Below are 22,354 nucleotides of genomic sequence, written 5' to 3' on the forward strand. Positions count from 1 at the left end.
AGGAGGACAAAATGAGAAAAACGAAAATCATTTGTACATTAGGTCCCTCAACAGATCGTGAGGGTGTTTTAAAAGAACTAGCTAAATCAGGTATGGACGTAGCCAGATTTAACTTTTCACATTCAGACCATACAGAGCACTTAAACCGTTTAAATAAGTTAATTGAAATAAGAGAAGAATTAAACCTCCCTATTGCCGCATTATTGGATACAAGAGGACCGGAAATAAGAATCGGTAAATTCCGTGACGGTAAGATAACATTAACCAAAGGACAGACTTTCACCCTGACAACAAAACAGATTGAAGGAACATCCTCCTTTGTATATATAAATTATGAACATCTGGTACGGGATATTAAACCGGGTGCAATCGTGTTAATCGATGACGGTTTAATTGAATTAACCGTTAACAGTGTTACGGATACCGAAATTATCTGTACGGTAAATAACGATGGAATTATATCGGATAATAAAGGTGTCAATGTTCCTGGAACTAAGCTGTCTATGCCATTTATCAGTAAAAAAGACAGGGAAGATATTATATTCGGTATTCAACATGGATATGATTTTATAGCTGCTTCCTTTACCAGATGTGCAGAAGATATTTTAGAAATCCGCAGAATTATGGATGAATATAACTGTACCACAACAAATATTATTGCTAAAATTGAAAACCTGGAAGGCGTAGAAAATATAGATGAAATTATTGCAGTATCCGATGGAATCATGATTGCCCGCGGAGATATGGGAGTTGAAATTCCAAACGAGGATGTACCTGTAATCCAGAAGATGATTATTAAAAAAGTTTACAATGCCGGCAAGCAGGTAATTACAGCAACGCAGATGTTAGATTCCATGATTAAGAATCCAAGACCGACCAGAGCTGAGACAACGGATGTTGCAAATGCAATTTATGACGGAACCAGTGCCATCATGCTTTCCGGAGAAACCGCAGCAGGATTATACCCGGTTGAAGCTCTTCAGACCATGGTACGCATTGCTTTACGTACGGAACAGGATATTGATTACAAGAAACGTTTCCATTTATTGGATCATAAGGAAAATCCGGATATTACCGATGCAATCTCACATGCAACCTGTACAACAGCTCATGATTTAAATGCAAAAATGATTATAACCGTTACAAAATCGGGTAAAACAGCCAGAATGATAAGCCGTTACCGTCCGGCCTGTATGATTATCGGATGTACGACTGAGGAACATGTATGCAGGCAGCTAAGTTTATCCTGGGGTGTAATACCGGTTTTAATTTGCGAAGAAAGAGATACTTTTGAATTATTTGAGCATGCTGTTGATGCAGTGGAGGAAAGGGGATATCTGAAAAAAGGTGACTTAACAGTAATAACAGCGGGTGTACCTTTAAGAGTTTCCGGAACAACGAATTTAATTAAGGTTCATATTGCGGGAAATCAATATTAATGCTATGAATGTATTAAAACTTCATGAATTAAATGAAAAACAAAAAAGCGATGTAGATAATCTGGTCAGGGAATGTCTGAAAGAAGAAAACCTGGAAAGGACCTTATACCTTGAATCCGATATTAATTATTATGTTAATATGAACAGCTTTTATCTGCTGTATAATAATCAGAAATTGGTTAGTGTTCTTACTATTTTTCAACCCCTTAAGGATGAAGCAGAGATAAGTGCCTATACATTGCAGGCGGAAAGAAAAAAAGGATATTTTGATGTTTTGCTAAGCTATGCAGAAGAGGAATTATGTGGATTTGGAGTTAAAAAGATTTTATTTGTGGTGGAGCCGGAGAGTAAAAGCGGTATTGCCGCCGTAAAAGCTTATGATACAATATATTATAAATCGGAATATCTTTTAAGAATTGATACCGGTAAAATAGTGGAAGACAGAACACATACTGATTTTAATCTTAAGGAAATCTCTTTTGATAAGCATTTGGATGCAGTTAATTTAAGCCAGAAAATCTTTGGCATTGAACTTGAAGAGGCTTATGATATTGTTGATACTGCTATGGAATCTGAAACGATGAACTGTTATGGATTTTATACGGGAGACAATTTAATAGGTATCTGCAATGTGAGTTACGGAAAAAATAGTGCATCAATTTTTGGTTTAGGTATTCAACCGGATTATCAGGGAAAAGGATACGGCAGGATCTTATTAAACTTTGTTTTAGTTGCTGTTAAAAAATATGGATTATCATCTATAACTTTACATGTTGGCAGTGAGAACAAGAGAGCTTTCTCATTATATAAAAGCGCTGGTTTTCAAATTCAGAAACAATACGATTATTATGAATATTTTATAGAATAAATAACGAATAAAGCAGAAATTAAATGTTTATTATTTGCCGAATGATGCTGCAAATATGGTAGCAAGAATTTTTTACTGTTCCTTTCTTATGTTCAGTAACCTTATAATGGCACATGCATATTATATTATAAGTTTATTAGGTGTCGAGGATATTATGGCATATAGAATTGTTATAGATGCAGGACATGGTGGCTATGATAATGGTGCTACGTACGATGGACGTCTGGAGAAAGAGGACAATTTAAACCTTGCTTTGGCGGTTGGAGAAATACTGGCTTACAGCGGTATAGATGTCATATTTACCAGAATAGATGACAGTTATATCTCCCCTCTTGAGAGAGCTTATATGGCAAATGAGGAAAATGCGGATCTATTTGTTTCCATTCATAGAAATTCCAGTCCTACACCAAATACTTACAGTGGTGTTCAGACGTTAATTTATGATGAGGGCGGACTTAAACAGGACATTGCGGAAAACATTAATCGGGAATTGGAAGAAGTTGGTTTTACTAATCTGGGGGTTGATATCCGGACTGAATTGGCAGTACTCAGGAGAACGAATATGCCTGCGCTGCTGGTGGAAGTAGGATTTATTAACTCGGATTCGGATAATGAATTATTTGATGATCAATTTAATGAAATTGCTTATGCAATTGCCTCCGGTATTTTAGCGGGATTAGGCGAGGAAGAAGAGGAAGGGCCGATATACCGGGTACAGGTCGGCTTATTTCGTATTTTATCCAATGCCCAAAATCTTCAGAATAATTTGATTGATGCAGGTTATGATGTATTATTAGTTCCCCAGGGTGATTATTATGCTGTTCAGGTAGGCGAAATGCAGACTATGGATGATGCGGTAGAACTGGAACAGGAATTAAGAGAACAAGGGTACAGTACATTTATTGTAACAGATACTTAATATGAAATTTGGGTCATATCAGTATTTCGTAATAGATACAGTCAGGAAGGATGATCTTCTTAACTGTATCTATTATTTTTTATAATATCCGGGAGATGCGCCTAAACGCCAGAAATCTGTTGAGAGAATCTCTTAGGTATAAATCAATCTAATTTTCAGTTACCTGTCTGTCATACTTATAGATTCGACTGCAACACTTCCGCCCCGAACTACTTCAATCTGTTTAAACTGACCGGTAAGGAGCCGGATTAAAGCATCATTTTTCGATTCCGTCTGAACACATTCCAATAGAATACTGTCAATTCCATAATCGACAATCGATAATTTAAAAACCTCTGCAATCTGGAAAATCTCAGTCTTATCTTCTTTGGTGCAATTCTTTATTTTAATAAAAAGGATCTCTTTCATATGAGTTGATGTGTTTGTAAAGTCTAATACTTTAATTACTTCCACCATACGGTTGAGCTGTTTTTTTATCTGTTCAAAGGTAATATCATCACTGTTTAAGCCTATGGTCATTCTTGAGATGGTTGGGTCCTCCGTAGTACCTACAGTTAAGCTTTCCAGATTATAAGATTTACCGGAAAATAATCCGGAAATCTTAGCAAGTACGCCTATATCATTTTCCACCAACAAAGATATCCATCTTTTTTTCATATTCAATACCTCATTTCCTTAATAATTTTACGAAATAATTAATCATTAAATTAGTTTTAACAGTCCAATATCATATAATTTAGTGGCTTACCGCCCTGAACCATGGGTAGTACCAGCTCTTCGCTGTCAATAATAAATTCAATCACCGTAGGTGCCAGTGTATTTTTGGCAGCTTGTAAAAATGCGGACTCGATATCTTTTTCATCCTCTACCCGTATGCCGTACGCACCATAACTTTCGGCAAGCTTAATAAAATCAGGTGAATAAACCGGGCATTTACTGTTAGTACCTCCGCAGTGTTTGTTACAGTTCTTTTTTGAACGTAAGCAAATAGAAGAGTAGCGTTTTCCGTAAAAAAGTTTCTGACACTGGCGTACCATTCCTAAACAGCTGTTATTAAAGATACAAAGAATTAATGGAAGCTCCTGTGCAACTGCGGTTGCCATTTCCTGTATATTCATCTGCATCCCCCATCACCGGAGATACATATTACAGCCTTATCCATATTGCCAAGCTTTGCACCGATTGCTGCAGGAAATCCATATCCCATGGTACCAAGGCCACCGGAAGTTAGTAACTGTATTCCTTCTTTCATCTCCAAAAACTGTGTCGTCCACATCTGATGCTGGCCAACATCAGTAACAATAATGGATGCGGGATATAACTCATTAATCTTCTTAATTATTTTTTGAGGAGTGATTCCTTTGTCTTCTGCCATTCCAAGAGGATGCTCCTGCTTCCATTCACTAATGTGCTTTAGCCAGGAAGTTGTATTACCTATTGTGGAAGAGTTCAAATCTCTGCTGTACTTTAAAGAAGATAATTCTTCCAGCATTTTTTTATGGCCTGCTTTGCATCTGCTACAATTGGGACATCAACCACTACATTCTTAGAGATAGAAGCGGAGTCAATATCGATATGAACAATTTTTGCCTTTGGTGCAAATTTTTCCAGCATACTTGTAACTCTATCATTAAACCTGGTACCTATAGAAAATAGAAGATCACATTCGTTTATAACCTGGTTCGCCGCATAACTTCCATGCATACCGATATTGCCGATATAAAGCGGGTGGGAAGTATCAATAGCTCCTTTGCCCATAATTGTGGTAACTACAGGAACCTTAGTTAGTTCTGCTAGTTTCGTAAATTCTTTATTTGCACGAGAAATGGTTACACCTCCACCTGCTAAAAATACCGGTTTTTCTGCATTTATAATCATTTCAAGAGCTTTTTTAATCTGTCCGATGTGTACATTTTGATTTGGTTTGTAACTACGAAGATTAACTTCTTTCGGGTAACCGTCACTGCCTAATTCCAGCATAATGTCCTTGGGAAGATCTACTACTACAGGTCCGGGTTTCCCTGTGGATGCTATATAGAAAGCTTCTTTTATGATTCTTCCCAGATCCTCACGTCTTCGTACCGTAACACCGTATTTACAGATGCTTCTGGTAATACCGATGATATCCACTTCCTGAAAAGCATCGTTTCCGATCAGATACGTTTGTACCTGACCGGTAAAACATACTAACGGTACACTATCATAATTAGCTGTTGCTATTCCAGTTACCAGATTCGTAGCACCGGGGCCGCTGGTAACAAGGCATACTCCGACTTTTCCGGTGGAGCGGGCATAACCGTCTGCGGCGTGAATCAGTGCCTGTTCATGTCTCGGCAAAATTATATCAATCTCATTTTGTTTGTACAGCTCATCAAAGATATCAAGTACACATCCTCCGGGATATCCAAATAACGTTGTTACCCCTTCTTCCTTTAATGCTTTTACGAATAATTCAGTTCCTGTTACTTTCATATAAAGCTCCTTTCTATGTCTTAAGTTACTGTTGATTGGGAAACATCCGGTTTTTTTAAAATGGTGTTTCGCAATTAAGTGTTTTTAACAAAAATATAAAAAAACGCCCTAAGCTTATTAAAGCTTAGGGCGAACATTATAGTCCGTGTTACCACCTAGATTCAAGGATATATCCTAAGAAAATTCCTGAGGAAAACCTCCTGAGGAAAATATCCTTGCACTCAGCCAGTACGGGATATGATATGAAGAATTTTCATAAGAATATCTGATACCGCTTTCCTTTTAACGGCGGAAACTCCGGTGAAGTCTACTTAAGTTGCCTTGTTCGGTTCACAGCTCAAAGGCTACTTCCAAAGCTTACGCTTAAGTATGTCAAAAACATACTTTACCCCCTCCAGGAAGATTCGCACCAACCATCTTCTCTCTGTGCTTTTGGTGAGTATGTACTACTCCTTGTCAACGCTTCTTATTTTTTATATTTTTGTAATTATATCAAGATATACGTATGGTGTCAAACATTTTTTAAAATTAATACTTTAAGTATGATTCATTTATGATAATGTCTTAGTGTACCACAAATGATTATGTCCCAAATAGTAGTAAGTATATTATAATAGAACCTCATGAGTAAGAAATGAGGTGGCACAATCAGAAAGGTATTACTAACAATGGATGAAAACCATAAGTATGAAATTATTAAAAAGCTCGTTGATACTAACGGTAACAAGAAAACAGCAGCTCTCAAAATCGGTTGTTCAGATCGTCATATAAATCGGTTGATAAAAGATTACAAAGAAGAAGGTAAAGCTTTCTTTGTTCATGGCAACCGAGGTAGAAAACCCGCTATCACTCTACCTACAGATACCAAACAGTTAATCTTGGACTTATATCGTAATAAATACTATGACTGCAACCTAACTCATTTTTCTGAATTACTTGCTGAAAAAGAAAATATCAAGGTATCCGTCAGTACTATTTCTTCTACCCTTAGAAAGGAATTCATCCTTTCACCTAAAGCAAAGCGTTCTACCAAAAAGGAAGTAAAAAAAGAATTAAAGGCTCTTCAATCAAAGACTAAATCGAAAAAGAAAGCAGCCGCATTCCAAAGCTCCATCCTGGAACTTGAGGATTCCCATCCAAGGCGCCCTAGGTGTGCCTATTTCGGCGAAATGCTACAAATGGACGCTTCTCTGCATCATTGGTTTGGAGATACTAAAACACAGCTTCATATCGCTGTTGATGATGCAACTGGAGCAATTCTTGGTGCTTACTTTGATATGCAGGAAACCCTAAATGGCTACTATCATGTACTACATAAGGTTCTTAACTCTTACGGTATACCGTATCAGTTTTTTACTGATAATCGAACTGTTTTTGAATATAAAAAGAAACAGGAAACTTCTGTTGATAAGGATACCTTTACTCAGTTTGGTTATGCCTGCAAACAATTAGGAATTGACATTCAGACATCGAGCGTTGCACAAGCAAAAGGGCGGGTTGAAAGAATGTTTGGCACCCTTCAATCCCGCCTTCCAATAGAGCTACGCTTAGCCAATGTTTCCTCTATCGAGGAAGCAAATGAATTTCTAAACTCCTACATAAAGAAATTCAATAAGCAATTCGCTTTACCTATAGATAGTATCAAATCTGTGTTCGAAACGCAACCAGATAATGAAAAAATCAATCTTACACTGGCTGTGCTGTCTTCTCGCAAGATAGATAACGGGAGTTGTTTAAAGTATCAAAACCAGTATTACCTTCCCGTAAATGGCCAGGGTATTGCTGTACATCACAGAAAAGGTACTACCGCAATGGTGATAAAAGCATTTAATGGCGATCTCTATAGCTGTATTGGTGAGCAGGTCTACGCACTTGAATTACTGCCAGAACATAAACTTTCCTCGAAAGCATTTGATTTAGCAACTATACCTGATGCGCCCAAGAAAAAATACATACCACCAATGAGCCATCCATGGAAACAGGCATCATTTGAAAAATATGCAAAAAGCCAGTTACATAGAAAAGAAGTAGCTTAACTAACATTTAGAAATCGGCAGGTTTATTAAAGTTACCCTAAAACCGACTCAGTAATTAATATTCACCTGAAATATAACCCAAGCTCAGCACCAGAACATGGTGCTTATATTAAAACTTTTTTAGGACATTTTCAAAAACGCTTGACAACATTTTTTAAAATTAATACTTTAAGTGACTTTTCGACAATCGAATCAAATAATAAATTTAGGCAGAATATTCATTTTTATCTTAATATAATTATTTCGCATATATCCTTAATGCTTTTTTAAAGTCACCTTTGACCAGAATAGCAACCTGTTCAGCAATATCCTCAGGTTCTTCTTTCATACCGCCCCGAACCCAGTCCAGTCCCATAGCAACAACGGCAAGGCTGTAAAAATGTGCAATGAATTCTTTATGCTTAACATCAACATTCATTCCTGCTGATTGTTCTTCGACAACCGGATATATGACATCGTGCAAAACTTTATACATAAAAGTTTCCAGGTATTCACGGCTGATGGAACGATAGACATTAACAACAAGAGCCTTATTATCTCTCATGTTTTTAAGCACATGGCAATAACCCTGCTGCCAATTATCAATATTTCGATTATCGGCTAATGCTTTCGATGCTTCTTCTACGAAAATCCATTCCACAAGCTCAAAGATATCATTGAAATGATAATAAAACGCCTGACGGGAAATACCGCAGTCTTTTACTAAATCTTTCACAGTTATTGATTTAAGCGTCTTTTTTTCAAGCATTTTCTTAAGTGATTCCGCCAAGACTTCTTTAGCACTCTTAAGCAACAAATCATCTCCCTTTTATATCACAATATTCAATTATCATAACACTTTTTTAAACTCTTTACAATTCATGGAAATTCGTTTTTTACAAATTAAGTTATCTGTAAAAATGCTTTACACTACGGCATCAGTGTTAATTTTAATTCATAAAAAATTGCATTATAGTATAACTGTAATGAAGCATTAGCAGCACATTCATATTAATGATAAGGAGGTTTACTTATGAACATTTATTCAACGATGTACCATCCCAATAAGCCTGAGGGTATCCATGAAAGAAAGGTTTATATTGTAGGAGGCGGCTTGGCAGGTCTGGCAGCAGCAGCTTTTCTGGTAGATGATGCAGGTGTCCCCGGGGAAAATATTACGATTTTAGAAAAACATAATGATGTAGGCGGGAGTATGGATGGTATACGCAGTGAGTTTGGTTATCTGTGCCGTGGTGAACGTGAAATGGAGCCATATATGGAATGTCTCTGGTATCTGTACAGTAAGATCCCATCTCTTGAAAACCCGGGCCGCACGGTGCTGGATGACATCGTTGACTTTAACAGAGACGAACCGATACATTCAGAATGCCGTGTACTTGTTAACAGGGGAGAAAGATACAATAGGGTTCATGATTACCGTTTTGCTCCAAAAGATATGGCCGATATGCAGCGTTTTCTGAAGTTACCGGAAGCTGCTCTGGAAGATAAAAAAATTTCTGATTTTTTTGATGAATCTTTCTTTAAAAGCAGCTGCTGGATAAACTTTCATAGTTGTCTTGCTTTTAAAACCTATCATAGTGCGCTGGAATGTCAGCGGTATTTTGAGCGGTTTGCGCTGGAAGTCCGCCATGAATACCTGGAAGGAATTATTCATACAAAATACTGTGAGTATGATGCCCTGATTCGTCCTCTGATGACTTGGCTTTGCAATAAAGGTGTTAAAACAGCATACGGATGTTTTGTTTATGATATAGAAATGGATGAGTTATGTAATACGGCAAAAACTATTTTACTTCGTCAAAATGGTGAGGAATCAGTTATCAAAATGGATGGTAAAGACCTTGTATTTGTAACTAATGGTTCCATGACCACAAACAGTACTTTTGGTGATAACAACACGGTTGCACCGGTGAATCGTGATACCTCCGATCTTGGAGCATTTACCCTCTGGCAGAATCTTGCAAAGAAGCATGAGAAATTCGGGCATCCGGAGAAATTTATCGGCCATATTGATAAGACAAAATGGGTATCTTTTATGCCAACTATTAAAGGTTATCCGGAGCTTGTAAGCAGAATCGAAAAGATGACCGGAAGTAAAGCCGGAACCGGCGGAGCTATTACTATTTTGGACTCTAACTGGGATATATCCTTTGAATTGCATCATAATCCATTCTTTTTAGACCAGAAAGAGGATGAACAGGTTATGTGGGGATATGGCTGTTATGGAGAAAATGAAGGCAATTATATTAAGAAACCTATGTTTGAATGTACCGGTGATGAGATAATGACCGAGCTTTTGTATCATCTGAATATGTTGGATATCAAGGATGAGGTGCTTTCCCACTCCTATATTTCTACCTGTATGATGCCGTATATCACCAGCCAGTTTATGCCAAGAAAAGAAACAGACCGTCCGAAGAATGTCCCGGAGGGATGCAAAAATATAGGTTTTCTTGGACAGTATGTAGAAATTCCTGAAGATGTGGTTTTCACAGTAGAAATGTCCGTACGTACCGGACTGGAAGCTGTCTATAAACTTACCGGCCTTGAGAAAGATATATTGGAGGTTTATCCATCCCGCTACGATATCCGCTATACCGTAGAACGCCTTAAAAAGTTTGCAGGAAAAACAGCGGCTGAAAAACTGACCATAGAGGATATCCCGGCACTTAATAATATCCAGGATATAAATGAAATGAAACATATGGCTATTAGCCTGTTAAATTCATTCCCGCCATATTATCGTATGTACCTTGGACGTGACAAAACGGTTCCGTTAAAAGAGACTGTACTTCATCCTGAGGCTCCATTGAGTAGATAAAATTAAAAGTTATAACCGGGTAATTCAATAAGAACATAACAAGAAGCAGATCTGTACACCAGAACTGCTTCTTGCAGTTGTTCTTTATGATAATAATACTGTTAGAATATTCAATGAAAAAATGGAATTTGAGTTTGATAACAATTAAGGATATAACTATAGGAAAAACCTGAAAAGGATATCGTTCTGTACAAGATATTTCTAACCTCAAAATTATTTATTTCTAGACAACTGCATGTATTAAAATATGAGAAAATAATTGTAAAAACATGTAAATAATATAAAATAATACCGAATAAGAAATGCAATAAAAATAACGGCAGTCTCTCGTGATACAGGTAACATTTGCTTAGTATATACATAGATTACAATAAGAATAAATCTTAGTGGTAAATCATGAACGTCAATGAAAAGTTTAAAATCATTAGTAATGACTATGCGGATTTATTAGTTGAATATAAAAGAAGTATGGATTATTTAGAAAATGTTCCTGACGTATCTTATAATCTAGTTAATGATAAATATGCCGTACTGCATATTCCTGTCAGTGAGCTGACAGAAAACAGTATGAATCGGTTTGGTTATGCTGCAATTCCAAAATGTTATGGATTAATGACTCTTTTACCGAGTGGATCAGAAAGCGGATATACGGTCCGCAGGTTACCGGAAGAAAATATTACAGGGAAAGGAGTATTGATCGGATTTGTAGATACAGGAATTGTTTATACAAATCCGATATTCCGGTATCCGGATAATACTACAAAAATAGTATCAATCTGGGATCAGACCATAGATAGTGACGATAAGTATCCCAAAGATTATTATTATGGAACTGAATATACAAGAGAACAGATTAATGAAGCATTAAATTCAGAAAATCCTTTGGAAATAGTACCCAGTACCGATACAATCGGTGAGGGAACTGCAATGGCCGGTATTGCCGCCGGGTTCTATAATGAAGAAAATAATTTTTCAGGGGTGGCGATAGATGCTGAATTAATTATTGTAAAACTAAAACCTGCAAAAACTAATTTAAAAGAGTATTTTGGTATCCCGGAAGACGCAATTTGTTATCAGGAAAATGATATCATGATGGGAATCAGTTATTTGCTATCAATGGCTAACAGATTACAGAGACCTATCGCCATCTGTTTAGGGGTCGCTTCCTCTCAGGGTTCCCACAAAGGGGAAGATATTATGAGCAATTATCTGGCGGAGACAGGTAATCTTCCTGGTAATGCAATTATTCTTGCCGCAGGAAATGAGGGAAATCAGCGGCATCATTATTATGGAGAGATTTCACCGCCTAATTATTATGATATGGTCGAGTTAAATGTTGGTGCTTTGGATAAAAATTTTTCTATGGAAATATGGGGATATCAACCCAATGTCATTAGGATGGAAATTTATGCACCAACCGGGGATTTTATTTATAATATTACTGATAATTTTGTAGGACAAAGCAATTTTACCATAACATTTGGCTCCGCTACGATACTTGCAGATAACGTTACCAGTGAGGCATACTCGGAGCAACAAATAATTTTATTTCGTTTTAAAAATGCAATGGAGGGAGTATGGAGGTTTCGGATAAACGGAGCGGAAGATTTAATTAACCGGTTCCATATTTGGCTGCCAATCCATAATTTTATTTCAAATGAAACCTATTTCTATAATTCAAACCCATATACTACCATTTGCCTGCCTGGTAATGGATATAACACCATAACTACCACAGCATACAATCCCATTGACAGAACTTTGGCTTCCTATGTCAGTAAAGGTTTTAACTCATTAAATATACCAAAACCAGATATAACAGCTCCGGGAGTCAATATTTTGGCACCTACAATTAACGGTAACTTTCTTCCATTTTCAGGCACCAGTATATCTTCCGCTCATGCAGCCGGGATAGCAGCCGGTTTATTGGAATGGGGAATCACAGACGGATATTTTCCCAACGTGGACAGTGCGATAGTTCGTTACATTATAACAAGCACCGCGGAAAGAGAGAATGGAGTAATATATCCAAATCCGGACTGGGGGTATGGTGTTATAGAATAGTCTCTTACCGTTCAGCACCAAGGCTGAACGGTAAGAATAAATTAATGATTTTTACTAAAAAATATTGACTTTAAATGTAGAAAATATTAAAATTATATAAAAATCGGTTGAAGGAGTTGGGAGAGACTGTAAATATATGAAATATTTACAGCGCCGAAGGTGATTCGCAATAACTCTCAGGCAAAAGGACCAACTCTGGACGATACTCTGGAAAGCGATGTAGCACCGACGAAGCAACTTCATGTAATTCTATGGGGGAATCTTTCAGGTAAATCAACAGAGGCGTATTGATTATTCAGTACGTCTTTTTTTATTTGCCTAAATGTATGGAAAGTAATACCAGAGGGTGCCGAAACAGCCGAAATTCATCCTATGATTTCTTTAAGGTTACGCTTATAAAAGACGTTTGAATAATTGTTATTTTCATTCATATTTCAAGGATTATTCCTGAAAGTAAAAAAAGGAGGATGTTATGGAATTAAAAACACCGCTTTACGATTGTCACTTACAATGGAAAGGAAAAGTGGTACCCTTTGCAGGTTACCTATTACCGGTTCAATATGATTCCGGTGTTATTACTGAGCATATGGCAGTAAGAAAAAAGGCAGGGTTATTTGATGTATCCCATATGGGTGAAGTTGTACTTAAGGGCAAGGACGCGTTATGGAATGTGCAGAGACTGGTAACGAATGACTGCAGCAGGATGTATGACGGGCAGGTAAAATACAGTCCCATGTGTAATGAATCCGGTGGGGTCGTAGATGATCTGTTGGTTTATAAAATAAACAGTGAAAAGTACTTACTGGTCATTAATGCCGCAAACCGTTTTAAAGATGTGGAATGGATAAAAGCACATTTGTCTGGCAGTGTGGAATTTAGAGATATTTCCGATGAAGTAGCCCAGCTTGCTCTGCAGGGACCAAAGTCCGGAGAAATACTGCAAAAATTAACTGATAGCAATGATATTCCGGTGAAATACTATAGTTTTGTGGAAAAAGGTTTGGTGGCCGGCATACCTTGCCTTCTATCCAAAACAGGATATACCGGAGAAGATGGGTACGAATTGTATTGTAAACCGGAGGATGCGGTAAACCTATGGAATGCACTTTTGAATGCAGGTAAAGAGGAGGGGCTCATACCTTGTGGTTTGGGGGCCAGAGATACTTTACGGTTGGAAGCTGCAATGCCCTTATACGGACATGAAATGGATGATACGATTTCACCACTTGAAACAGGGTTAGGATTTGCTGTTAAGATGGAGAAAGAGGATTTTATCGGTAAAAGCGGATTGGAGAGGAGAGGTGAAATAAAACGTAAGCGTGTAGGACTCTCCATAACCGGAAGAGGGATTGCCAGGGAAAAATGTCCCGTATATTTTAAAGATAATCTGGTTGGAATAACCACCTCCGGAACACACTGCCCATACCTTGGAAGTCCGGTGGCGATGGCTTTAATAGATCTTGAATATACTGAAATAGGAACACAATTGGAGGTTTTAGTAAGAGGTAAAAAGATAACCGCTGAAGTTGTGGAACTGCCTTTTTATAAAAAGTAATTTGTTATTATAAAATCAGTACATTAGAATTTTAAAATACAAAATTAGATTAGATGCAATCTACTAGATACAATCTAATCATAAAAACATAAAAAAGACGATTATAAAAATTTGGAGGATAGAACTATGAAAGCATTATTATTTACCAAAACTCATGAATGGGTACAATTTTTAGAAGAATCTACCATAAGGGTGGGGCTTACCGATTATGCACAGAAAGAATTAGGAGACCTGGTTTTTGTAAACCTGCCGGAAGTGGGAGATGAGGTAACGGCAGAAGAGGCATTTGCTGATGTGGAATCTGTAAAAGCTGTTTCAAATGTATACAGCCCGGTTACCGGTACGGTAAAGGCTGTGAATGAAGAGTTGCTGGATACGCCGGAATTAATTAATTCAGAACCATACGAAACCTGGTTTATTGAAATTGATAACGTCAGTGAACAGGTTGAGCTTTTATCCAAAGATGAATATGAAAAATTCATCCAGGAGGAGGAATAAATGGGGAGTTATGTACCAAATACCAAAAAAGAGCAGCAGGAAATGTTAGCTTCCATGGGGTATTCCAGTATCGAAGAACTCTTTTCTGCCATACCGGAAGAGGTGAGGATGAAAAAGCCTTTAGATATTCCCGACGGATTATCGGAAATGGAAGTAAGGAATAAATTAACCCGGATAGCAGAAAAAAATAAGGTATTTCGAAGCATTTTCAGAGGATGTGGCGCTTATAATCATTATATTCCATCCCTTGTAAAGCAAATAACCTCCAAGGAAGAGTTTGTTACTGCTTATACTCCTTATCAGGCAGAAATCAGTCAGGGAACCCTGCAGGCTATTTTTGAGTTTCAGACCATGATATGCGAACTTACCGGTATGGATGCTGCCAATGCTTCCGTATATGACGGAGCGACCGCTGCGGCGGAAGCTGTAATTATGTGCAGGGAAAAGAAGAGAAATAAAGCCGTTATCTCGGGTGCGGTTAATAAAGAGATCATAGAAACAGTAAAAACCTACTTGCACGGTACCGGAATGGAAGTTATTGTGGTACCGGAATTGGACGGACGTACGGATATTTTGGCATTGGAGGACGCTTCCGGGGAAGAAACTTCCTGTATTCTTTTGCAGCAGCCGAATTATTATGGACAGCTGGAGGATCTTGATTCCGTAAAGAAAATTGCTGATAAAAGCGGTGCTAAATTTATTATCAGCTGTAACCCGGTCTCCTTAGGAATCTTAAAAACTCCAGGGGAATATGGTGCGGATATTGCGGTAGGAGAAGGCCAGCCTCTTGGTTTGCCTTTATCTTTCGGCGGTCCATACCTGGGATTTATGGCAGCCACGGATAATATGAAACGCAAACTTCCGGGAAGGATAGTCGGTGAAACGAAAGATGTCCAGGGCAGAAGAGCATTTGTACTGACTTTACAGGCAAGGGAGCAGCATATCAGGCGTGAAAAAGCCTCCAGTAATATTTGCTCCAATCAGGCTTTATGTGCTTTAACTGCATCGGTCTATTTAAGTACTATGGGACGTAAGGGGTTAGAACAGGCGGCAGTCCTTAGTATGTCAAAAGCCCATTACCTGGCAGAACGGTTATGCGAATTAGAGGGGTTTGAGATGTTTTATACAGGAGACTATTTTAATGAATTTGTGACAACCTGCAAGGGAGACCCGTATCGCTTGATGAACAAACTTGAACAGCATGGTATCCTTGGCGGTTATCCGTTAAGCGGTAAAAATGCCGGAAATATTCTCTGGTGTGCAACCGAGATGAATTCGAAAGAGGATATGGATGAGCTGATTCAGATTGTTAGGGAGGTGGAGGAATAATGGAATTGATCTTTGAAAAAAGTGTGGAAAATAGAGGTTGTGAGATACTACCGCCTTCCGATGTACCTGTAATCAAAATAGAAAATAGATATTTGCGGCAAAATGATCTTCATTTACCTGAAATGTCGGAAACCGATATTAGCAGGCATTATACGGAGCTTGCAAAACGAACCTATGGAATTAATAACGGTTTTTATCCTTTAGGTTCCTGTACGATGAAATATAATCCGAAAATAAATGAAGAGATAGCAAAATTTCCAGGCTTCTCAAATGTGCATCCTCTTCAGCCTGTGCATACCGTTCAGGGATGCCTAGAAGTTATAAAGTTGGCGGAAAAGTATCTTTGTGAAATTACCGGTATGAATTCCATGACTTTTCAGCCTGCGGCAGGTGCCCATGGCGAATTTACAGGTCTTAAATTAATTCGTGCTTATCATGAAGAGAGAAAAGATAATAACCGTAACGAGATAATAGTTCCCGATTCAGCCCATGGTACCAACCCTGCCAGTGCGGCTATGGCAGGATTTTCGGTTATTAATATATCTTCCACAAAAGATGGATATGTAGATTTAGAAGAACTTAAGAAAGCAGTAGGTGAGAATACCGCAGGGTTTATGTTAACGAATCCTAATACGGTTGGATTGTTTGATAAAAATATTCTTGAAATCACACAGATTGTCCATGATGCCGGTGGTTTATGCTATTATGACGGAGCTAACTTAAATCCTATCATGGGAATTGCCAGACCTGGTGATATGGGATTTGATGTGGTACATTTAAATCTTCATAAAACTTTCTCTACGCCCCATGGCGGCGGTGGTCCCGGCGGCGGTCCTGTAGGCTGTAAATCAATACTAAAAAAATATTTACCGGCACCCCGTGTTATAGAGAGGGAGGAAGCATTTGATAAGTATGATCTGGCATCTGCCGGAGAACTGTCTATCGGAAGAGTAAAAGAATTTTACGGTAACTTTTTGGTAATTGTAAAAGCGCTTACCTACATTCTTACCTTAGGTGGGGATGGATTAAAAGAAGCTTCCGAAAATGCTGTATTAAATGCAAACTATATGATGAATCAGTTAAAAGATACGTATCATATACCTTTTGCAGGTCCCTGCATGCATGAGTTTGTTATGAGTCTGGAAGAACTGAAAAAAGAAACGAAAGTTACCGCTCTGGACATCGCTAAATCTTTACTGGATTATGGGATTCATCCGCCGACTATGTATTTCCCGCTTATTGTTCATGAAGCCCTGATGTTAGAACCAACAGAGACAGAGTCCAAAGAAACTCTGGACCAGGTAATTGCCGTATTTAAAAAAGTATACGAAGATGCTCTGAACAATCCGGAAGTCTTAACTGGAACACCGAAAAAAACTCCGATCGGCAGACCGGATGAAGTAACGGCTGCGAGAAATCCTATGTTAAGATATATATTTTAAGTAAGCCGAAACGGATATTGTTAAGGAGACTTACATTACTTGCTATTAGTTTAATATAACCCCAACAATTAAACAGTAATTTATTTTTATTTTTATCCTATGTATGCTGTCACCGGCGAATTAAAATGCGGGGAAATACCCTTCGCCTTTGCATACATAGGATAAAAATTACTGGTAAACTTAAAGACTGTTTATCTGATTTTAGAATCTTATCGAAAGATCTTAAGAAAGAGGTTTCATTTGATTAAACATATAAACTATATTTTAAATGATGAATATAACCCATATCATAATCTGGCACTGGAAGAATATTTATTGAATCATGTAAAGCAGGATGAATGTATCTTATATTTATGGCAAAACGAAAAAACCGTAGTAATCGGTAAGAATCAAAATCCCTGGAAAGAATGCCGAATAAAAGAATTAGAAGAAAACGGAGGGAAATTAGTCCGAAGATTATCCGGGGGAGGTGCGGTATTCCACGATTTAGGTAATTTGAATTTTACTTTTTTAGTGAATAAAGAGAATTATAATTTAGAGAAACAGTTAGATGTTATTTTAAAAGCTGTCAATCATCTTTCCATACCTGCAGAGAAATCCGGAAGAAATGATATTACGGTAGAGGGTAGAAAATTTTCCGGTAATGCCTTTTATTCAGATGGGAAACAGGCTTATCATCATGGTACCCTTTTAATTAATGTGAATATGGACAATTTATCCAAATACCTTAATGTATCACGGGATAAATTAGTATCAAAAGGTGTGGATTCCGTTCGTTCCAGAGTGATTAATCTGTCTGAATATCAAGAAGGACTAAATATAAATATCATGAAAAATGAACTAATACGGGCATTTGGAGAAGTATATGGAGATGAACCAATACCCTTGGCTGCAGAAAGGATTAATCATAAGGAAATAGAAGACTTAAGTAAAAAGCATTCCTCCTGGGATTGGATCTTTGGGAAGAAGATTCCTTTTAATTATCTCATTGAAAAAAGACTGGAATGGGGGAATATCGAAATCGAGTTTCATGTAGAAGCTGGAATTGTACAGGAATGTATGGCTTACTCCGATTCTATGGATACCGGTTTTATTAACCTGATACCGGACTCTTTTAAAAATTGCTTATTTACCGGTGAAGCTTTAATCAGGCGGTTAAAAGAAATCCCATGTATTGACAGTAATACGGATGCCATACGTGAGGGGATAATCGGTGTACTGAAAGAGGAACAAATTTAAAGGATATCAAAGTTTGCAGGTTGTGAGAAAGGTTTGGTTATTAATATGAATGAAAAATATGATCTTGTAGTAATCGGAGCCGGTCCGGGTGGGTATACTGCTGCTATCAAAGCAGCTAAATTGGGCCTTAAAACCGCAATTATAGAGGACCGGGAAGTGGGGGGAACGTGTTTAAACCGAGGTTGTATACCTACCAAAACATTGATGTTTGCCTCCCATCTGTATTATGAAGCTTCTAGCTTTGAAAAACTTGGAATTAATGTAACCGGGTTAAGTTACGATATGGAAAAAATACAGGACAGGAAAGAAACAGTAGTTGATAAAATTCGGGATGGAATCGGTTCTTTACTGAAAGGAAATAAGATTACCGTTTTAAATGGAACTGCAACTATCTTAAATCAGAATACCATTCGGATTACTGGAAATGCCCCTCAGGTAAGTGAGGAAGAAACGGCGGTATGGGAAATACCAGCGGAAAAAATTCTGATAGCCACCGGATCAAAACCATTTATTCCTGAAATTGAGGGAATTCATAATAAGAACGTAATCACCAGTGATGAACTTTTAACGAAGAGAGAGCAAATATATAAGAAATTGCTGATTATCGGCGGAGGTGTAATCGGTATCGAGTTTGCTACTATTTACCAGGAACTAGGTTGTGAAGTTGAAATCATTGAGGTAATGGACCGAATATTGTATGGCATGGATAAAGAGGTCTCCCAAAGTGTTGCAATGAATCTGAAAAAAAGAGGAATCAAGATCCATACCAAATCGAAAGTTTTAAGAATAATAGAAGAGGGGTTAGGCTGCGAATATGAAGAAGCAGGTAAAGTTAAAATGGCAAACGCAGACGCAATTCTGATTTCAGCCGGCCGTAAAGCTAATACGGAGAAACTGTTTGATTCGGGCTTTCAGATTGATAGGAACGGAGAAAAAATTAAAATCGATACTAATTTTGAGACCAGCGTAAAGGGTATATATGCCATTGGGGATGTGACAGGAGGAACCCAATTAGCCCATGCCGCTGCAGCCCAGGGGATTGCAGCCGTTGAAGTTATGTGTAACCTTACCCCAACGATTAATCTTAACGTAATTCCAGCCTGTATCTATACCTCACCTGAAGTAGCGGTGGTAGGATTTAGCGAAGAAGCAGCTATAAAAAATGGTTATATGGTTAAGACAGGAAAATATCCAATGTCAGGAAATGCAAAAACCTTGTTATCCTTGGATGAACGAAGTTATATTAAGGTAATCAGTGATTCTGAATCTGATAAAATTCTTGGTGCTCAGATTGTCTGTGCAAGAGCAACGGATATGATAGGGGAATTTGCCACTGCTATTGTAAATGGCTTGACGGTTAAGGAAATGGCATCGGTCATTCGGCCTCATCCCACCTATAACGAAGCAATTACGGAAGCAATTGAAGATATAGAGGGAATGGCAATTCACCTTATGCCGGACAGAAAGTAAGATCTGAATTTGATAATCGCATATAATGAATACTTTATGGCAATGAGAGGTGAAAGAACTATTATTTTAGTTAATTCCAAATATATTAATTTAGATTTTACTAAAGTTAAAAAAACATAAATGTGAAATATGCTTATATTACAGTGTTTTATAAAAGTTAGTAAATGATAGTTTATCAAAAGTATAATAATTTATAAAAATGTAAAATATAGCTTGATGTAATCCACTTAAAATAGTATAATATAGACTATGAGGTTTATTTAAAATAATTGTGACTATTTTATCACGGCGGTATTTATCAATGAATATATGGATTTTAACGTACAAAGCAATTGATATCTGTAATAAGCTGAATAACAAGAAATTGAAGTGATTTCTTTGGTATTTTAGAATAGTTACAAATAATTTAACATACTATAATCAATTCATAAGTGAATTGAAAGAAGGCAGGAGGATTACATAATGACAAAAAAGTATGCAAAAATGGTAGTCGATAAGGATTTTAGGATTGCTGAGATCGATAAAAGAATGTACGGTTCTTTTATTGAACATCTGGGCAGGGCTGTTTATGAGGGTATTTACCAGCCGGATCATCCAAGCGCAGATAAGGATGGTTTCAGAAAAGATGTCATGGAGCTTGTTAAGGAATTAAATGTACCGATTATCCGTTATCCCGGCGGTAATTTTGTATCCAATTATTATTGGGAAGATGGAGTGGGTCCGGTAGATGAAAGACCGAAGAGGCTGGAACTTGCATGGAGAAGCCTTGAAACCAATGAAGTCGGATTAAACGAATTTGCGAAATGGAGCAAGCTTGTCGGCAGTGATATGATGATGGCGGTAAACCTTGGCACAAGAGGGGTCGGTGATGCCTGCAACCTGTTAGAATACTGTAATCATGAAGCAGGAACAAAATACAGTGATCTTCGTATCAAACATGGATATAAGGAACCTCATAAAATCAAAACCTGGTGTCTTGGAAACGAAATGGATGGGCCTTGGCAGGTGGGGTCTAAAACTCCGGCGGAGTACGGAAGAATTGCCTATGAAGCAGCAAAAGCTATGAAATTAATAGACCCGGATATCGAACTGGTATCCTGCGGTAGTTCCAGTACCAGTATGAAAACTTTTCCGGAATGGGAAGCTACCACATTAGAGCATACTTACGAACATGTTGATTACGTATCATTACATCAGTATTTTGGGAATGCTGACGGTGACACACCCAATTTCCTGGCGAAATCCATGGAGACGGAACATTTTATTAAAACGGTTATTTCTACCTGTGATTATGTCAAAGCGAAAAAGAGAGGTAAAAAGAATATTAACTTAAGCTTTGATGAATGGAACGTATGGTATCATTCCCATCAGGCAGATGACAATACTATGAAGAGGGAGCCTTGGCAAAAAGCACCGGCATTATTAGAGGATATTTATAATTTTGAAGATGCATTAGTAGTCGGTCTTATGTTGATTACTTTTATGAAGCATGCCGACAGAGTTAAGATGGCTTGTCTGGCACAGCTCGTTAATGTAATAGCCCCAATAATGACGCAGGTTGACGGACCGGCGTGGAAGCAGACAATATATTATCCCTACCTGCATGCCTCTAAATACGGAAGGGGAATTGCACTCCAGCCTGTTTTATATTCCACGAAACATGATACCAAGGAATATACGGATGTTTTTGATGTGGATTCCGTTGCCGTATATAATGAAGAAGCGGAGGAAGTTACCATTTTTGCGGTAAACCGCGATTTAGCGGACAGTATAGAATTTACCTGTGATATCAGGAGTTTTGAGGGTTATGGCTTAATAGAGCATATCGTCTTAACCAATGATGATCTGTTGGCTTCCAACTCAGCCATAAAGCAGGCAGTTGCTCCTGTAACTGTAAATGATACTTTCCTTGATAATGGTATTATAAAAACGAATTTAAGGAAAGCTTCCTGGAATGTAATACGTTTAGGCAAAAAATGATTTTAGTAAAAACGACATAATAAAGTATATGGCTGAAATAATAAATTTGGCTTTATAAAAGAATAATAATGAAATAAATAAAACCTGGCTGAATTAAAGTATACAACCTGTAAAATTACGGGTAGAGAACCTTAATTCGGCCAGGATTTTTGTTGTCGTTTTTTGAACAAAATTTGAATAAATTATTAATTTTTTTTTATTTTAGTAAAAACACTTTTCAAT

General features: G+C 37.6%; 15 protein-coding genes, 1 pseudogene and 2 riboswitches. Of the genes and pseudogenes, 13 read left to right on the forward strand and 3 right to left on the reverse strand.

Going from position 1 to position 22,354, the window contains the following annotated elements:
• Window positions 1-11 precede the first annotated feature (11 nt).
• The 3 genes from pyk (at window position 12) to Ana3638_RS14100 (ending at window position 3,226) form a co-directional block, all read left to right on the forward strand.
• Window positions 12-1,439, forward strand: a complete 1,428-nt coding sequence (pyk, locus tag Ana3638_RS14090) for a pyruvate kinase (RefSeq protein ID WP_161838595.1) — start codon at window positions 12-14, stop codon at window positions 1,437-1,439.
• Between the two features lie 4 nt (window positions 1,440-1,443).
• Complete coding sequence (locus tag Ana3638_RS14095) at window positions 1,444-2,307, forward strand: GNAT family N-acetyltransferase (protein WP_161838596.1); 864 nt, start codon at window positions 1,444-1,446, stop codon at window positions 2,305-2,307.
• 154 nt (window positions 2,308-2,461) lie between these two features.
• Window positions 2,462-3,226, forward strand: coding sequence for an N-acetylmuramoyl-L-alanine amidase (locus Ana3638_RS14100; RefSeq protein ID WP_161838597.1), 765 nt, complete (start codon window positions 2,462-2,464; stop codon window positions 3,224-3,226).
• Between the two features lie 159 nt (window positions 3,227-3,385).
• Here the strand turns inward: Ana3638_RS14100 and ilvN are convergent, their stop codons facing one another.
• Both ilvN and ilvB read right to left on the reverse strand, forming a co-directional pair.
• Window positions 3,386-3,883 (reverse strand): acetolactate synthase small subunit, encoded by a 498-nt coding sequence (gene ilvN, locus Ana3638_RS14105; RefSeq protein ID WP_161838598.1) that lies wholly within the window; start codon window positions 3,881-3,883, stop codon window positions 3,386-3,388.
• 56 nt (window positions 3,884-3,939) lie between these two features.
• Window positions 3,940-5,698, reverse strand: a pseudogene (ilvB, locus tag Ana3638_RS26795) (biosynthetic-type acetolactate synthase large subunit).
• A gap of 668 nt (window positions 5,699-6,366) precedes the next feature.
• Between ilvB and Ana3638_RS14115 the strand changes: the two are divergent.
• Window positions 6,367-7,734, forward strand: a complete 1,368-nt coding sequence (locus tag Ana3638_RS14115) for an ISNCY family transposase (protein ID WP_161838599.1) — start codon at window positions 6,367-6,369, stop codon at window positions 7,732-7,734.
• A gap of 238 nt (window positions 7,735-7,972) precedes the next feature.
• On the opposite strand, the gene Ana3638_RS14120 is transcribed toward Ana3638_RS14115, so the two are convergent.
• The gene (locus tag Ana3638_RS14120) at window positions 7,973-8,527 is read right to left on the reverse strand and encodes a TetR/AcrR family transcriptional regulator C-terminal domain-containing protein (protein ID WP_161838600.1); all 555 of its coding nucleotides are present in this window, start codon (window positions 8,525-8,527) and stop codon (window positions 7,973-7,975) included.
• Window positions 8,528-8,746: 219 nt separating this feature from the next.
• Between Ana3638_RS14120 and Ana3638_RS14125 the strand changes: the two genes are divergently transcribed.
• The 9 genes from Ana3638_RS14125 to arfA all read left to right on the forward strand — a co-directional run bounded on the left by Ana3638_RS14125 (window position 8,747) and on the right by arfA (window position 22,132).
• Window positions 8,747-10,555, forward strand: coding sequence for an oleate hydratase (locus Ana3638_RS14125; protein ID WP_161838601.1), 1,809 nt, complete (start codon window positions 8,747-8,749; stop codon window positions 10,553-10,555).
• Between the two features lie 396 nt (window positions 10,556-10,951).
• Window positions 10,952-12,619 carry a S8 family peptidase gene (locus Ana3638_RS14130; RefSeq protein WP_161838602.1) on the forward strand — a complete coding sequence of 556 codons (1,668 nt, stop codon included), beginning with the start codon at window positions 10,952-10,954 and terminating at the stop codon, window positions 12,617-12,619.
• 107 nt (window positions 12,620-12,726) lie between these two features.
• Window positions 12,727-12,821, forward strand: a riboswitch (glycine riboswitch).
• 3 nt (window positions 12,822-12,824) lie between these two features.
• Window positions 12,825-12,901, forward strand: a riboswitch (glycine riboswitch).
• A 190-nt stretch (window positions 12,902-13,091) separates the two neighbouring features.
• The gene (gcvT, locus tag Ana3638_RS14135) at window positions 13,092-14,174 is read left to right on the forward strand and encodes a glycine cleavage system aminomethyltransferase GcvT (protein WP_161838603.1); all 1,083 of its coding nucleotides are present in this window, start codon (window positions 13,092-13,094) and stop codon (window positions 14,172-14,174) included.
• A 126-nt stretch (window positions 14,175-14,300) separates the two neighbouring features.
• A complete protein-coding gene (gene gcvH / locus Ana3638_RS14140) occupies window positions 14,301-14,672 on the forward strand; it encodes a glycine cleavage system protein GcvH (protein ID WP_161838604.1) in 372 nt (123 codons plus the stop codon).
• The gene (gene gcvPA / locus Ana3638_RS14145) at window positions 14,673-16,001 is read left to right on the forward strand and encodes an aminomethyl-transferring glycine dehydrogenase subunit GcvPA (protein WP_161838605.1); all 1,329 of its coding nucleotides are present in this window, start codon (window positions 14,673-14,675) and stop codon (window positions 15,999-16,001) included.
• Entirely contained in the window at window positions 16,001-17,443 is a 1,443-nt protein-coding gene (gene gcvPB / locus Ana3638_RS14150; protein WP_161838606.1) for an aminomethyl-transferring glycine dehydrogenase subunit GcvPB, read from the forward strand. The genes gcvPA and gcvPB overlap by 1 nt, the downstream gene beginning before the upstream one ends.
• A gap of 240 nt (window positions 17,444-17,683) precedes the next feature.
• Entirely contained in the window at window positions 17,684-18,682 is a 999-nt protein-coding gene (locus Ana3638_RS14155) for a lipoate--protein ligase (RefSeq protein WP_161838607.1), read from the forward strand.
• Between the two features lie 33 nt (window positions 18,683-18,715).
• Window positions 18,716-20,152, forward strand: a complete 1,437-nt coding sequence (lpdA, locus tag Ana3638_RS14160) for a dihydrolipoyl dehydrogenase (RefSeq protein ID WP_246240242.1) — start codon at window positions 18,716-18,718, stop codon at window positions 20,150-20,152.
• Window positions 20,153-20,614: 462 nt separating this feature from the next.
• On the forward strand, window positions 20,615-22,132 hold the full coding sequence (gene arfA, locus Ana3638_RS14165) for an arabinosylfuranosidase ArfA (protein WP_161838608.1): 1,518 nt from the start codon (window positions 20,615-20,617) through the stop codon (window positions 22,130-22,132).
• Window positions 22,133-22,354: the final 222 nt, after the last annotated feature.

Origin of the sequence: Anaerocolumna sedimenticola (assembly GCF_009931695.1) — a bacterium.
GTDB classification, from domain to species: Bacteria; Bacillota; Clostridia; order Lachnospirales; family Lachnospiraceae; genus Anaerocolumna; species Anaerocolumna sedimenticola.

What these genes read in the sequence shown, in the direction of transcription:
- pyk (WP_161838595.1), top strand. Translation starts at nt 12, where the DNA reads ATGAGAAAAACGAAAATCATTTGTACATTAGGTCCCTCAACAGATCGT.
- Ana3638_RS14095 (WP_161838596.1), top strand. Translation starts at nt 1,444, where the DNA reads ATGAATGTATTAAAACTTCATGAATTAAATGAAAAACAAAAAAGCGAT.
- Ana3638_RS14100 (WP_161838597.1), top strand. Translation starts at nt 2,462, where the DNA reads ATGGCATATAGAATTGTTATAGATGCAGGACATGGTGGCTATGATAAT.
- ilvN (WP_161838598.1), bottom strand. Translation starts at nt 3,883, where the DNA reads ATGAAAAAAAGATGGATATCTTTGTTGGTGGAAAATGATATAGGCGTA.
- Ana3638_RS14115 (WP_161838599.1), top strand. Translation starts at nt 6,367, where the DNA reads ATGGATGAAAACCATAAGTATGAAATTATTAAAAAGCTCGTTGATACT.
- Ana3638_RS14125 (WP_161838601.1), top strand. Translation starts at nt 8,747, where the DNA reads ATGAACATTTATTCAACGATGTACCATCCCAATAAGCCTGAGGGTATC.
- Ana3638_RS14130 (WP_161838602.1), top strand. Translation starts at nt 10,952, where the DNA reads ATGAACGTCAATGAAAAGTTTAAAATCATTAGTAATGACTATGCGGAT.
- gcvT (WP_161838603.1), top strand. Translation starts at nt 13,092, where the DNA reads ATGGAATTAAAAACACCGCTTTACGATTGTCACTTACAATGGAAAGGA.
- gcvH (WP_161838604.1), top strand. Translation starts at nt 14,301, where the DNA reads ATGAAAGCATTATTATTTACCAAAACTCATGAATGGGTACAATTTTTA.
- gcvPA (WP_161838605.1), top strand. Translation starts at nt 14,673, where the DNA reads ATGGGGAGTTATGTACCAAATACCAAAAAAGAGCAGCAGGAAATGTTA.
- gcvPB (WP_161838606.1), top strand. Translation starts at nt 16,001, where the DNA reads ATGGAATTGATCTTTGAAAAAAGTGTGGAAAATAGAGGTTGTGAGATA.
- arfA (WP_161838608.1), top strand. Translation starts at nt 20,615, where the DNA reads ATGACAAAAAAGTATGCAAAAATGGTAGTCGATAAGGATTTTAGGATT.